Origin of the sequence: Falsirhodobacter deserti (genome assembly GCF_004015795.1) — a bacterium.
Classification (GTDB): domain Bacteria; phylum Pseudomonadota; class Alphaproteobacteria; order Rhodobacterales; family Rhodobacteraceae; genus Falsirhodobacter; species Falsirhodobacter deserti.
Window position 1 is genome coordinate 67,041 of the sequence record NZ_ML137222.1, and the last position, 12,686, is coordinate 79,726.

Consider the following 12,686-nt stretch of genomic DNA (forward strand, 5'->3'; position numbering starts at 1 on the left):
TGGCCCGCCGATTCCGATCGGTGCCACCATCCGCTGATTTGCTGGCGACATTCAGCCCAATCTCCTTTTTCACATTCTTCAGCCTGCGGGTCATGAAGTAGGTTGCGCCATCCGGGCGTTGATGGTGCCGAACGGATGCTCGACGTCCCGTGACGGACCGTCATCGGCTCAAAAGGTCCGATCCACTGACCCGCAACTTGTTTCCGTCGATGGCGACGCACACGCCCGTTAGCACGCCGATGCGGCGGCATAGCTCCACGAACTGCGCGCAGGTTCGGCGGATGCTGGATCCGTTGTCGCGCCGGAAATCGGCGATGGTCTTGTGGTCAGGAACAAGTCACCTCGTCAGCCACATCAGTTCGAACTTGCGGCCGGCGCGCTCCAGCCGGCGGCTTGAGAGGCGGTGCAGGACCATTCATTCATCGACGGTCCCGGTCGTTGCCCTATAGAATGTCTCTGGACCGGGAGGTCGGCATTACAAGGTGCACGAATGACGATACGGGACCATGAAAGTTTAGATTGCCTGATCGTCGGGGGCGGGCCCGCCGGGCTTACGGCGGCGCTTTATTTGGCACGTTTCAACCGGCGCTTTCTCGTGGTGGACAGTGGGCGCTCCAGAGCCTCCTGGATCCCCACAAGTCACAATATCCCGCTGTTCGCCGAAGGCATTGCCGGACCGGAAATCCTCGCGCGGCAGCGCGCCAATGTGGAACAGTATGGCGTCCGCATCCTGGGGGGGCGCGTCACCCGACTGCGCAAGCGGCCGGACGGCTTCGCAGCCTCGGTCCGCTGCGACGAAGGCGAGGAGCGCGAGGTCCGGGCGCGCCGGGTGCTGCTGGCGACCGGTGCTGTGGACATCGAGCCTGACTTGCCGGACCTGCCTGACGCCGTCCGGCGCGGCTTGGTACGCTACTGTCCGATCTGCGACGGGTATGAGGCGATGAACCGGAAGATTGCGGTCATCGGCTATGGCGACCGGGGGGTGGGCGAGGCCATGTTCGTGGCCCGCACCTATTCCCGCGACGTGACGCTGTTGACGCTGGGGCAGGGGATGGACCTTGATCAGGCCGCGCGGGAACGTGTGAGGGAGTACGGAATCAGGCTGGTCGAGGAACCGATTGCAACGCTGGATCAGGATGGCCGCCGGATTTCCGCGATGCGCACCAGAAGCGGGAAGGAGCACCGGTTCGACGTGCTTTATTCAGCCCTGGGGATGAAGATCCGGTCTGATCTGGCCGTCGCCCTGGGCGCGGAGCATGACGGGGCCGGGGCGCTGATCGTGGATGATCACAACCGGACCAGCGTGGCGGGGCTTTATGCCGCGGGGGACGTGGTGCGGGATCTGAGCCAGATCGTGGTCGGGATGGGACATGCAGCGGTTGCCGCAACGGACATCCACAATCGCTGCGAGTTGCCGACCGAGGATGAGCCGGAATGGCCGTCAGGCGCGGGTGTCAGACAGCCCGGATAAGACCGGCGACAAAGGGAGCGCTTGATCCGAGCCCCCAAGGCAGGTGCGGCTCACACGCCTGCACTGGCCTGCCCACGCAAGAGGGGCCGGATCAGGGCGCGACTATCTCAGCAAGTCGCCCCACATCTTTTCGCTCTTGTTCTGGGGGTCTTTTCGCGCAGGGGCCTCGGCGACGGCTTTGACTTTGCCGTGCCGGTGTGGAGGGCCACTGTCCGGCGAGCCATAGGACGCGTTGAAGATCGAGCGCGGCTCGATCGATACACGGGCGTTGGCGGTGTCGATGATTTTGGTTTTAGCGACGGATCCCATGAGGGGTCCTCCATAACGCCGGCCAGATGATACCGGACGGCTTATCCTATATAAGGTTGATGCCACCTCTTCTCAAGGTGGCCTGCGCGATCCCGATCTCGCTTTGCACGCAAAATAACGAGGCGTCGGTTTGCCTTGCTCCGCAGCCATAGAAGGAGCCCATCCTTATGCTAGCTGGCAGGCGATGATCCGGAGCAAAGCGGGTGGTGGAGGCAGGGGCGTGCTTCGGGAGCGGTGCCGACGAAGGGAGGAGACGCATGTCCCTCCTGCCGGAGGTGAGAACTCGGTAAAGAAAAGGAAGCTGATGATGACGACGTTGAGCATTGTCCATAGGACGACCTATCATTACCGGGCGTTTGTGCAGTTGCTGCCGCACCGCTTGATGCTTCGGCCACGTGAAAGCCGTGAGCTGAAGCTTCTTTCCCATCATGTCCGGTGCTCCCCCGACGCGGAAGTGACATGGTCGAGGGATGTCTTCGGCAACGAGGTTGCCACGGCTCGCTTTCTGAAGAACGCGGATCTTCTGACCATCGAGAGTACCGCGGAGGTTGGACTTGACGCGCCGGCATGGCCGGTTTTCGACATCGACGCCTCGGCCCTGTCTTACCCATTTCGATATGCGGACGAGGATTGGACGGATCTTGGTGCGCTTACCGTCCAACATTATCCGGCCGAGCCTGCGAAGGTGGACCGGTGGGCCCGCAGCTTCATTGCGGCCTCGCCAACGGACACGCTGTCTCTGCTGAAGGATCTGAACCTCGGGGTGCACCACCAGATCCGGTACGAAAGCCGTGACGACGAAGGCACTCAGCCACCGGAACAGACCCTGTCCCGCGGTCGGGGGTCCTGCCGTGATCTTGCGGTTCTTCTGGTCGAGGGGGCGCGCGCGCTTGGTTTCGGCGCTCGCCTCGTGTCTGGCTATCTGTGGCCGAATGATGTTCGAGCGGTGGGCGCAGGCGCCACACATGCGTGGGGGGAAATCTTCGTGCCGGGTCCCGGCTGGATCGCGTTTGACCCGACCAATGGCACGATGGGAGGGGGCAACCTCATTCCAACCACTGTAGCCCGGGGCATTGCCCAGGCCATTCCGGTGTCGGGAAGCTATATCGGTCCAAAGGACGCCTTCCAGCGCATGGACGTCCAGGTCGACGTGCGCAGCATTGACACATCAGGGGGCGGAGGCCGGGAGCGTCCTGCAGCCACGGAAATCTATACCAGCTCCAACGGGGATCGCTGGCTGCTGATACAGAATGGGGATCGCCGGATTGTCCGTCATGAGCCGGCCCCCAGCTCAGGTGGACAAGCCAGCGAGACGGACCTGAACACGTTCTTGTTGACCCAAGGGCGCACGCCGCAAGGCGAGAACCTTCTTCGCATGATCACGTCCTGAGCCACCCGTATTAGACAGGGATCAGGCGCACATTTCGACCACCGCCGCGGAAGGGGGCGCGGATGACCCGCCGCTTCTCATGCGCGCGCGAAACGGCAACGTGGTTTCACTTTATCTTCAATGCAGCCTTGCGCACGAAGTCAGTCCAAGCGCTCCGTCTCGTCGACAGGGGCTGAGGATCCGACGGGGCTTCTTCGCTCTTCAGATTTGCGCGACTGGTGCGCAGCGAGTTGCACAGGCTCTGAGCCATTTGGATGGCTGGCTTCGGAAGTTTCATCGGGCTCTCCTCATTGTGGTTGGACGAGCGGGACCGGCGGGATGTCCCGCCGCTCCGCCACGGACTCTCAAGTCAGGAAGGCGCCCCAGATCGACAGCCTCGATGCGACGGCAGCCACCTTGTCGTTCAGGGGATGATCCCCTTCGATCGCAGGCGACAGGGGCCTGACTTGCGCCTGTGGGCTATCGAACAGATCCGGCAAGGGCGCGCTCTGACCCGACACGGAACTGCCATTCGTCAAGGGCATGCGGTCGAGGTTCCGGTTCCTGTTTGCCGGCAGGTCCGGCAGATCGACGATCACAGCGCTAACGGGGGAGCGGCGCGAGGAGGGGAACCCTCATCGTCCAGTCGTCCATGCGCAAGGCCGATCATCATCGACGAAGCGGCGGCTTCTTCTGTGCGTTGATCGTCCCGCGGAACGCGGAGCGCCGGATCTTCATGTTCGGCAAGGTGGATGCTCGGCTTCTTGGTATCGGATCCCATTGGATGGGTCCTCCATGGCGCCGGCAGGATGATACCTGCTGGGTATATCTGATATGGGTGGCGGAGCGAGCGATTGCGAGCCAGAGCCCCGAAAGACTTCGAGAACCGCTGCATGATAAACGCCTGTCCTGCGACCGCTGGCGTGGACGAGGCGTTCGGCTTCATGGCAGAAGCTGCAGTTGGAATAGCCCGCACCAGACTGTGGGTTTCACATCAAACGCGACAAGGGTGGCCCAGTAGCATGATCCGGGCGGGCGGAGACATCCGCCATCGCAGCCCGGCCGGATCATGCGTCAGCGAGACGTTGGACGTAGAGAAGAGCCCATAGCATGCGTAATCGGGCTGCCCCTCTGCGGAGGTCGAGATTCTGTTAAGATCAGATGATCCAATGGAAGGGAGTGAGGTATGGAATAGTTTGCCGGACTGGATAGGTTGCTGCGCAGTTGCGCGCTCTGCATCGTGGATAGTCAAGGAAAGACCCACTTCGAGCGTGACCTTCCCTTGCGAGGTCGGGGAGTGTCTGAAACTCTGTGTATCTGACGGGGCCCATACGGTTTTCAGATACAGTCAGGCGTCGAAGCGCCCGGCGAACATTATGGCCCGCTGATTGCGGGCCGCAACCCATTCCCGAACCGCACGACCGCCCTTCTCGCAGTTGCGGATGGCCAGGTAGATCAGCTTGGTCGCGGCCTCCTCGGTGGGGAATGAGCCCTTGGTCTTCCGCGTCTTCCGCAGCACCCGGTTCAGCGACTCCACGGCGTTGGTGGTGTAGATGATCTTCCGGATCGCTGCGCTGAAGGCAAAGAACGGGATCACCTCGGCCCAGGCCCGGCGCCAGGCCGGGGCAATGGAGGGGTATTTCCCGGCCCATTTCTCCTCGAACCCGTCCAACTGTCGGGCGGCCTCCTCCGCCGTCGGGGCCTGGTAGATCGGGCGCAGATCGGCGGCCACGGCCTTGCGGTCCTTCCAGCTGCAGAAGTTCATCGAATGCCGGATCAGGTGAACGATGCAGGTCTGAACTGTGGTATCCGGGAAGGCCGCTGTGATGGCTTGCGGGAAGCCCTTCAGGCCGTCCACGACCGCGATCAGGATGTCCTGAACCCCCCGGCTGCGCAGTTCGTTCATCACCGACAGCCAGAACTTGGCGCCCTCGTTGTCGGCGATCCAGAGTCCGAGGACCTCGCGCTCCCCATCCCTGGTGACACCCAGGGCGATGTAGACCGCCTTGTTCTTGACCATCCGACTGTCGGCATCGCGGATCTTGACCCTGAGCGCGTCGAAAATGACGATCGGATACATCCGGTCCAGCGCCCGGTGCTGCCACTCGCGCACCTCGTCCAGAACTGCATCGGTCACGCGGCTGATCAGGTCGGGCGAGACCCGCAGGCCATACAGATCCTCAAGATGGGACTGGATGTCGCGCACCGACAAACCGGCGGCATAGAGCCCGATGATCTTGTCATCCACCCCGTCGATCCGGGTCTGACCCTTCTTCACCAGCTCAGGCTCAAAGCTGCCATCCCGGTCGCGCGGAACCGACAGCGGCACCTCGCCATCCGAACCCTTGACCCGCTTGGTTGAAATCCCGTTGCGGCGGTTGGATTGTTCCGGCGGGGCCTCGGCACCGGCCTCATAGCCCAGATGCGCGGTCAGTTCGGCCCCGAGCATCCGTTCCATCAGACGGTTCTTCAGCTCCTTCATCAGCCCGGCCTCGCCAAGCAGATCGTCAGGCCGCTTGCAGCCCTTCAGCAGCTCGTCCAGCAATTCGTTCGAAATCGTCATCAGCCTTGCTCCTCTCAGGAAGCATGGACCACATCACGAATACACAGAAGCTCGGACACTCTCCGAGGTCGGGGCAATCGCCGAAGGGTTCTGCATCCCGCCGCTCTGTCTTGATCGGCATCGCCTTCAGAGAAGGCCTTCACCTGCCGGGTCTGCATGTCCTGAGCACCGCGTCCCGCCGCACCTTCGGCGTCATCAAGGCTTTCCCGGAAGATCCTTGAGCATGATGTTGTCGAGCATGGCATCTGCCAGCAGGCGCTTCAGCTTGCCGTTCTCGTCCTCCGGTGCCTTCAGCCTTTGCGTCGGACAGATCCATGCCGCCATACTTGGCCTTCAGCTTGTAGAACGTTGCCGGGATGAGGCCATGACGACGGCACACCTCCGCCGTCGCCATCCCGGCTTCCTGTTCCTTGATCAATGGAGTTCGGGCTGCAATCGACTCTCCAGGAAGCTCTTGAACCGGCTCAGGCTGCCCGAAAGATGGGAGCGCATCGCGGAACGGGCCGCCGTCTCATCACCCTTGAGGATCGCGCTGACGATGGCCCCGTGTTCATCGCGCAGATGAGTGTTCCGGGGAATGGGAACTTCCGACGGACGAGTCATGAAGCCCGGGCGGATCATCAGCAAAAGTTCGGGGAAGAACGGGTTCTGGGCCGCTTCTGCGATGGCCAGATGCAGGTCGAAATCCGTCTCGTGCGTAGGCTTCCCCTCATCTAGGCACAGATTTACCAACCGGTAAGCGTCGAGAATGCGTTCCAGCTGTGTTGCAGATCGACGGGCGGCCGCGAGCGCCGCAGCTTCCGTTTCGCAGGCCAGCCGCAGTTCCAGCACCTCGATGATCGAAGACATCCGGCTGAGCGACAAGCTCATGAACCGAGCCGGTGTGGGATCAGGTTCACAAACGAAAACACCGACGCCCCGGCGCGCAACGACAAGCCCATCGGCGCGTAGAGTGGCAATCGCCTCGCGGATCACTGCGCGACTGGCCGCATGCTCACGCGCAAGATCACTTTCACTTGGCAGACGTGCGCCTACCGGAAGCGAACCACTTGTGATTTCGTCCCGCAGCAGGGTCGCAATCTGCGCCACACGACTTGTGCTCTGTGTCATCTGGTAGCCCCACGCATCTTTCTCATTGACCTGTCTGCCGCATCGGCCCATCCTGTCTTACAGGAGAGACGATGCACCACGACTGCAGGCATCCTATCGCGGGAGGAAAAGTTCTTGAAGATAAAAGATGTCCGCGTGCGCACCTTCTGGTTCACGACGCACGAGGAAATGGACAGCGATGGCCATGCCCACCCCGGCCCGGCACGGAAGGTTCGCAAGTCCCTGTTGACCCTGACCGCCGAGGACGGAACCGAAGGTCATGCCTTCGGCAGCACCGAGCAGATACGTCCCTACCTGATTGAGCGCTTCGTCAAACCCGTTGTCTTGGGCGAGGATGCGCATGCGCGTGAACGCATGTGGCAGGGACTGGCCCATTGGCAGCGGGGCAGCGGCGGCCAGTTGTCCGACAGGACGCTGGCGGTAGTCGATTGTGCGCTGTGGGATCTGGCTGGAAAGCTCGCGGGGCTGCCCGTGTACAAGATGATCGGCGCATATCGGGACAAGGTGCCCACCTATGGCTCCATCATGTGCGGTGATGAACTTGAAGGCGGCCTCGCCACGCCCGAGGATTATGGCCGCTTTGCCGAATGGCTGGTGAAGCGTGGCTATCAGGCGATCAAGCTTCACACCTGGATGCCACCGGTCAGCTGGTCGCCCAACATCGAGATGGACCTAAAGGCCTGCGCCGCCGTGCGGGAGGCAGTTGGCCCACGGTTCCCGTTGATGCTGGATGCCTATCACTGGTACTCGCGGGAAGAGGCGTATGAACTGGGAAAAGGTCTTGAATCGCTGAACTTCACCTGGATCGAGGAGGTGATGGACGAGCAGTCCATGTCGTCTTACGTCTGGCTGACAAACGAACTCAAGATCCCGGTGATCGGCCCAGAAAGCATGGGCGGAAAGCACATGCATCGCGCAGAATGGATCAAGGCCGGGGCGTGCGACATCCTGAGGACCGGTGTGGAGGATGTGGGTGGCATCACCCCCGCCCTGAAGACCATGCACCTTGCTGAAAGCTTCGGCATGAACTGCGAGGTGCACGGACACGGACCGGAGAACCTCGTCCTGTCTGCCGTCGCGAAGAACTGCCGGTGGTATGAACGGGGGCTGCTGCACCCGTTCCTCGATTACGACGCCTGCCCCGAATACCTGAACGCGATCCCCGATCCGATGGATGCCGAGGGCTTCGTGCACCTGTCCCAGGCACCGGGCATCGGGGAGGACATCAACTTCGACTACATCGACGCCAATCCGGCCTGACGGCCCGCGGGGAGGAGGAGCCCCGCGTCAATGGGAGGGAAGACATGAAACGACGCAGTCTGCTTCTGGGGGCAGCCGGTATCACACTGGCCTCGTCTTTGCCCCTGCGGCTTGCCGCTGATACGCCAAAGGACCAGCTGGTGATCGGCTTTTCGCTGGCCAATGTGCTGACGCTGGACCCTGCCGGATCATCCAGCAAGGAACGCGTGCAGATCATCGCGAACCTTTATGACAGCCTTGTAGGGATCGACGACACCAATCGCCGCAAGGTCGTGCCCGCCTTGGCCGAAGGATGGGAGGTGGCCGAGGACCGGATGTCGGTGCGCCTGACCCTGCGTGAGGCGAGATTTTCGTCCGGGAACCCCATAACGGCCGCAGATGCCGTCTGGTCGCTGCACAGGTGCCTCAAGCTGAACCTCGCGCAGGCGACGAACCTGCGTCTGCGCGGCTTTACGAGCGAGAATGCCGCCGATCACATCCGCGCCCTTGATGACCGCACGGTTGAAATCACCTTCCCTGAGCCCACCGACCCGCAGATCATCCTGATGACATTGGCGATGGCCGGGACTGGCAGTGTCATCGATCGTGCCCTTGCCCTGCAGCACGAGGTAGATGGTGACTTGGCCTCAGGCTGGCTGACCACCAATGTTGCGGGCAGCGGTGCGTTTGCCCTTCAAATGTGGCGTCCCGGCGAGCTGGCGGTGCTGGAGCGAAACGATTTTTACTGGGATGACGCCCCCGCCATGACGCGCATCATCATGCGGCACATCCCTGAAAGCCAGAGCCAGCGGCTGCAACTCAGTCATGGCGATCTCGACATCGCGTATTCCTTGGGGGCGGCGGATCTGAAGGCGCTGGAGAGTGAGGAGGATGTGCGGATCGTTCAGCAGACGGGCAATGGTCTTTACTACCTCGCGATGTCTCTGAAGAACGAGCATCTCGCCAAACCCGAGGTGCGTGAGGCGATCATCCGGCTGATCGACTATGACGGAATCAACGCAAGCATCATGCCCTATTACGGGGTGAAGCATCTGGGGCCGATCCAGCAGGGGCTTGGCGGGGAGGATCTGTCTCCCGATATACGCCCGGATCCGGAAGCCGCGAAGGCCCTTCTTGCGAAGGCAGGCTATCCCAACGGCCTTGACCTGACCCTGCGGGCACTGGCGGAGACTCCGTTTGACAGCCTTGCCGCAGCGCTTCAGGGCAACCTGGCCCTTGGCGGGGTGCGTGTGCAGATCCTGACTGGCAGCGGCGAGCAGGTCTATGGCCCGATGCGCGAGCGGAACTTCGACCTGATCGTAGGGCGCAGCGGGGGGCAAATCTCGCCTCCAGACGGGGATTTGCGCAGCCTTGTCTATAACCCGGACAACAGCGACGAAGCACGCCTGACCGGGCTGCAAAGCTGGCGCGTGTCCTATCAAGATATTGACCTCAACGACCGTATCGAGGCGGCGCTTCTGGATGCGAACGATCAGGCGGCCGACTATGCGGAGATCAGCCGGCTTTATGCCGAGCGCATCCCAGCGATCCAGCCAATTTCCCAAGTGGTGGACTCGGTGGCGGTCCGCGCAAACATAACGGGGTTTACGATCAGCCCGGTTTGGCAGACGAAGCTTGCAAAGGTCACGAAAACGTAAGGCTGATCCCAACCGGCAACGATCAGGCGGTGGAACTCCTCTCGCCACCGCCTGACCCGGCATCTGCACATCCTGCCGCGGCTGGACGGCTGGGCTGTGGTGAACCGGAAGAAGCTCTACCGGATCTACATCTAGAGTCCGGCCACGCAGCCCCGGTCCAGCTTCATCCCGACCAGCGCTGACGAGGCATGGGTGAAGGGATAGAAGTCCCCGGCGTGCATGCGGCGCACCGTTCAGCGCCAAGCCATGTTGCGCCGGCCGCAAGCGGCAGCATGACCTTCGGACGGGTCGAATTCTTAAAAATGCCGTGTAGGAGACGAGCTTCAGCGAGTTGATGATGGCGAAGAACATCAAGGTCGTGCCGGTGAACATCTTCCGATCGAGGCGCAGCGGCATCATTTATATCTGGAGGGGCGGCCCACCGGCATGGGCCACGCGGGTAGTTTTATGACGGAGCAAGCATGCCATTGCCTTTCAAGTTGAGATCCTGTAACAAGCGAAGGCAAAGATTTTGATTTTGAACTTCTGTCTCCTCGCGGCTTCAGTCGAACTTCTGATGACACTGAGCCGGACTGCCGCGTTTTGCGGGCAGTATAAATCAAGGAGAAACACGATGGCCAATGGCACCGTGAAATGGTTCAATTCCGACAAAGGCTTCGGCTTCATCGCACCGGCACATGGCACCAAGGATGTGTTCGTGCATATCTCCGCCATGGAGCGCGCGGGCATTCATCAGTTGAATGACGGGCAGGCCGTGACGTTTGACCTGGAAAGCGACCGCAACGGTCGCGAGTCCGCAGTGAACCTTGCCCTCGCCTGACTACATTCTCTGCTTATTTCGGAAGGCGCGGCTTTAGCCGCGCCTTTTTTCATTGGAGACGGAGCCAGAATGGCCAAGAAGTGGAAGGGCGAAGTGCTGAACGTTGGCCCTGAAAAGGACACCCATGTGCCGCACGCGCTTGAGTGGAAGGAATTCTTCCGACAGTTGGCGGCTGCAAGATGCCGCATAACTTCTACAAGAACGTGACGTTAACCGGAATCACGCTGGAAGTTATGCAAGGGCTTCCTCTGCTGGTCTTTCAAGCGTCGAAGAAAGCGACCAGATAACTCTGGTCCGCAACCCCAGTTCACCGACAGGAACAGAACTTGATGAACAACGACAACGCTGGCCTTTCCGAGCGCCGCGCTATGGCCGCTCGTGCCAAAGCCGCTCTTCTAGAGACTTATCGGGCCGCCAAAACGGCTGCTGCGCCGACCCGCGAAATACGAGAAGCAGAGCGCGTTGCTGTTGCCGAGGCAAGAGACGCGCGCCGAGCTGTTCGCGATCAGGAGAGGCGCAACGAGAAACTTAGGGCTGAAGAAGAGGCTGGCGCGCGTGCAGCTGCGGCCGCCGCCGCTGAAACTGCGGAGTCCGACGCACGCGAGGCTGCTGACAAAAGCCGTATTGCCCGCCTCCTTGCAGACGATGCGGCCCAAAAAGCAAAGCGTGATCAGCGGTATGCAAATCGAAAGGTCCGTCAAGGCTAAAACTAACCTGCAACTGCGGCAAAAAGTGGCCCGGATGGCAAGCGGTCCAGCTCCGGCGCCGTCTTGTCCGCTCAGGCCAGAGCGGTATCGGAACACCCAAGGTCCGAGCGCCAACTTGCTGAAACGGTCTGCTGAATGTGCATTGGGAAGCTACCGCCGAACGGCGGCGTTGGGCTCTGAGTCCCGATGCTGCATAGCCCATGGCCGCTGGAACAAATCCAGTTCGGCTCGTCACAAGGGCAGCCGGAAGCGTTCCTTCTCCAGCAGTTCCGCGGCGCTCTGCTGGTAGAAGCGGATCGCCGCGGTGTTCCACCGCGGCGTCTGCCATTCGGGCCGGATGGCCCCGGCCTGTCGCGCGGCGTCGATCACCGTCTGCAGCAGGCGGCGCCCGATGCCGAGGCCACGAACCGGCAATCGAGATGACCAGTTCGCGCACCCTGCCAGAGGGCATAGTCGAAGGTCAGCGCGGATCCTCGCAAGGACTCCACGACGGCTGGGGGAGCAGCCGGCACATCCCATGAGCTGCTGTTTGCAAGCGCGGTGGTGACACGTCACCCGCAACTAGGTCAGCGCAGCAAAATCTAAGATCTGCTTCTGGCCACTGGGCAAGTTCGAAGCATAGATAGCCTGTTGCCAGGCAAAGCTGGCCGGATGCAGACCTCGGGCAACTCGATCTTCATCAACATCGGCCAGACAGCGTCACCAATACCGAGCCCGACGAACCGGCGGAGCATGAGGTTGACGACGTCTGCTCCATGCGGGCGCAACCTCTTGGCTATCGCGGTCCGGTCTGTCATGTACGTTGGCGCGCAAGCAGCAGGTGCTGGACCGTCTTCGGCGCCTTGAAGGGCTGATCTGAAGCTGCTGATCGAGACGAGCGTCAGTAAGTCATGGCCGCAGCATTGAGAAGGCCCACCGAGAGACTTACCGCCGCGAGATGCATTGCGGCCGCGGTATGACCTTGTTCGATCCGGGTCACGATATCGCTGTGAAAGAGCCGGAAGACCAGGAAGCAGAGGATCTGCAGGACGCCGGCCACAACGCCCCAGACCAGGACATCGAGCAGGCTGATGGAGTTCCGGACTGCGGAGGCGATCGGCAGCACGAAGCCGATCATGGCGCCGCCATAGGAAATGGACGCGGCGGCGTTGTTGGCGCGGATCAGCGTGTGCTCGTCATGGGGCGTCACCATCGTGTAGATCTTCATGAAGGCCAAGAAGAGGCCGATGGCGATCCCCATGTAAAGAAGGAAGGAAGGGAGACCTGAGAGGGAGGCGAGGAGGGCATTGTCCATGTTCGGCAGTCCTTGTGCGGCGATAGCGGAAGCATAGAGTATGAGCCGTCTAGGCAGAACCTAGTCTTTTATAGATCGGCCGAAAGGCCTTGCGTGCCGGCGGTATCCCCGTGACCAGTTCGACTACGCCTTCGACCGGGATGCTG

At 61.5% G+C, this 12,686-nt stretch carries 14 protein-coding genes and 2 pseudogenes; 7 read left to right on the plus strand and 9 right to left on the minus strand.

The window, feature by feature from the left end; genetic code table 11:
• Positions 1–190: 190 nt before the first annotated feature.
• A pseudogene (locus JX25_RS14515) lies at positions 191–397 on the minus strand (transposase); the annotation flags it as partial.
• A 93-nt stretch (positions 398–490) separates the two neighbouring features.
• Here JX25_RS14515 and JX25_RS14520 point away from each other — a divergent pair.
• Positions 491–1,471, plus strand: coding sequence for an NAD(P)/FAD-dependent oxidoreductase (locus tag JX25_RS14520; RefSeq protein WP_128255813.1), 981 nt, complete (start codon positions 491–493; stop codon positions 1,469–1,471).
• 102 nt (positions 1,472–1,573) lie between these two features.
• On the opposite strand, the gene JX25_RS14525 is transcribed toward JX25_RS14520, so the two are convergent.
• Positions 1,574–1,780 (minus strand): hypothetical protein, encoded by a 207-nt coding sequence (locus JX25_RS14525; RefSeq protein WP_128255814.1) that lies wholly within the window; start codon positions 1,778–1,780, stop codon positions 1,574–1,576.
• 184 nt (positions 1,781–1,964) lie between these two features.
• On the opposite strand from JX25_RS14525, the gene JX25_RS14530 reads away from it, so the two are divergent.
• Positions 1,965–3,170 carry a transglutaminase family protein gene (locus JX25_RS14530; protein ID WP_241558001.1) on the plus strand — a complete coding sequence of 402 codons (1,206 nt, stop codon included), beginning with the start codon at positions 1,965–1,967 and terminating at the stop codon, positions 3,168–3,170.
• A gap of 106 nt (positions 3,171–3,276) precedes the next feature.
• Here JX25_RS14530 and JX25_RS14910 read toward each other — a convergent pair whose 3' ends face one another.
• The 5 genes and pseudogenes from JX25_RS14910 to JX25_RS14550 form a co-directional block, all read right to left on the minus strand.
• Positions 3,277–3,447, minus strand: coding sequence for a hypothetical protein (locus JX25_RS14910; RefSeq protein ID WP_164876172.1), 171 nt, complete (start codon positions 3,445–3,447; stop codon positions 3,277–3,279).
• A gap of 67 nt (positions 3,448–3,514) precedes the next feature.
• Entirely contained in the window at positions 3,515–3,748 is a 234-nt protein-coding gene (locus tag JX25_RS14535) for a hypothetical protein (protein WP_128255815.1), read from the minus strand.
• A 749-nt stretch (positions 3,749–4,497) separates the two neighbouring features.
• Positions 4,498–5,712 carry an IS256 family transposase gene (locus tag JX25_RS14540; RefSeq protein ID WP_128255816.1) on the minus strand — a complete coding sequence of 405 codons (1,215 nt, stop codon included), beginning with the start codon at positions 5,710–5,712 and terminating at the stop codon, positions 4,498–4,500.
• Between the two features lie 151 nt (positions 5,713–5,863).
• Positions 5,864–6,148: pseudogene (locus JX25_RS14545) on the minus strand (transposase); the annotation flags it as partial.
• Complete coding sequence (locus JX25_RS14550) at positions 6,127–6,822, minus strand: FadR/GntR family transcriptional regulator (RefSeq protein WP_128255817.1); 696 nt, start codon at positions 6,820–6,822, stop codon at positions 6,127–6,129. The gene JX25_RS14550 and the pseudogene JX25_RS14545, both read right to left, overlap by 22 nt.
• Positions 6,823–6,936: 114 nt before the next feature.
• Here JX25_RS14550 and JX25_RS14555 point away from each other — a divergent pair, with 114 nt between their 5' ends.
• The 5 genes from JX25_RS14555 to JX25_RS14570 all read left to right on the plus strand — a co-directional run bounded on the left by JX25_RS14555 (position 6,937) and on the right by JX25_RS14570 (position 11,246).
• Positions 6,937–8,082: a mandelate racemase family protein gene (locus tag JX25_RS14555; RefSeq protein ID WP_128255818.1), complete on the plus strand. Its 1,146-nt coding sequence runs from the start codon at positions 6,937–6,939 to the stop codon at positions 8,080–8,082.
• Positions 8,083–8,126: 44 nt separating this feature from the next.
• Positions 8,127–9,719, plus strand: coding sequence for an ABC transporter substrate-binding protein (locus tag JX25_RS14560; RefSeq protein ID WP_128255819.1), 1,593 nt, complete (start codon positions 8,127–8,129; stop codon positions 9,717–9,719).
• 613 nt (positions 9,720–10,332) lie between these two features.
• Positions 10,333–10,539, plus strand: a complete 207-nt coding sequence (locus JX25_RS14565) for a cold-shock protein (protein ID WP_128255820.1) — start codon at positions 10,333–10,335, stop codon at positions 10,537–10,539.
• 69 nt (positions 10,540–10,608) lie between these two features.
• Positions 10,609–10,746: a hypothetical protein gene (locus JX25_RS14915; RefSeq protein ID WP_164876173.1), complete on the plus strand. Its 138-nt coding sequence runs from the start codon at positions 10,609–10,611 to the stop codon at positions 10,744–10,746.
• Between the two features lie 122 nt (positions 10,747–10,868).
• Complete coding sequence (locus JX25_RS14570) at positions 10,869–11,246, plus strand: DUF6481 family protein (RefSeq protein WP_128255842.1); 378 nt, start codon at positions 10,869–10,871, stop codon at positions 11,244–11,246.
• Positions 11,247–11,477: 231 nt separating this feature from the next.
• Here the strand turns inward: JX25_RS14570 and JX25_RS14920 are convergent, their stop codons facing one another.
• Both JX25_RS14920 and JX25_RS14580 read right to left on the minus strand, forming a co-directional pair.
• Positions 11,478–11,660, minus strand: a complete 183-nt coding sequence (locus JX25_RS14920; protein WP_164876174.1) for a GNAT family N-acetyltransferase — start codon at positions 11,658–11,660, stop codon at positions 11,478–11,480.
• 466 nt (positions 11,661–12,126) lie between these two features.
• Complete coding sequence (locus JX25_RS14580; RefSeq protein WP_128255822.1) at positions 12,127–12,540, minus strand: DUF350 domain-containing protein; 414 nt, start codon at positions 12,538–12,540, stop codon at positions 12,127–12,129.
• Positions 12,541–12,686 lie beyond the last annotated feature (146 nt).

Coding starts and splice junctions, on each gene's coding strand:
- JX25_RS14520 (WP_128255813.1), top strand. CDS start 491: ATGACGATACGGGACCATGAAAGTTTAGATTGCCTGATCGTCGGGGGC.
- JX25_RS14525 (WP_128255814.1), bottom strand. CDS start 1,780: ATGGGATCCGTCGCTAAAACCAAAATCATCGACACCGCCAACGCCCGT.
- JX25_RS14530 (WP_241558001.1), top strand. CDS start 1,965: ATGATCCGGAGCAAAGCGGGTGGTGGAGGCAGGGGCGTGCTTCGGGAG.
- JX25_RS14910 (WP_164876172.1), bottom strand. CDS start 3,447: ATGAAACTTCCGAAGCCAGCCATCCAAATGGCTCAGAGCCTGTGCAAC.
- JX25_RS14540 (WP_128255816.1), bottom strand. CDS start 5,712: ATGACGATTTCGAACGAATTGCTGGACGAGCTGCTGAAGGGCTGCAAG.
- JX25_RS14550 (WP_128255817.1), bottom strand. CDS start 6,822: ATGACACAGAGCACAAGTCGTGTGGCGCAGATTGCGACCCTGCTGCGG.
- JX25_RS14560 (WP_128255819.1), top strand. CDS start 8,127: ATGAAACGACGCAGTCTGCTTCTGGGGGCAGCCGGTATCACACTGGCC.
- JX25_RS14565 (WP_128255820.1), top strand. CDS start 10,333: ATGGCCAATGGCACCGTGAAATGGTTCAATTCCGACAAAGGCTTCGGC.
- JX25_RS14915 (WP_164876173.1), top strand. CDS start 10,609: ATGGCCAAGAAGTGGAAGGGCGAAGTGCTGAACGTTGGCCCTGAAAAG.
- JX25_RS14570 (WP_128255842.1), top strand. CDS start 10,869: ATGAACAACGACAACGCTGGCCTTTCCGAGCGCCGCGCTATGGCCGCT.
- JX25_RS14580 (WP_128255822.1), bottom strand. CDS start 12,540: ATGGACAATGCCCTCCTCGCCTCCCTCTCAGGTCTCCCTTCCTTCCTT.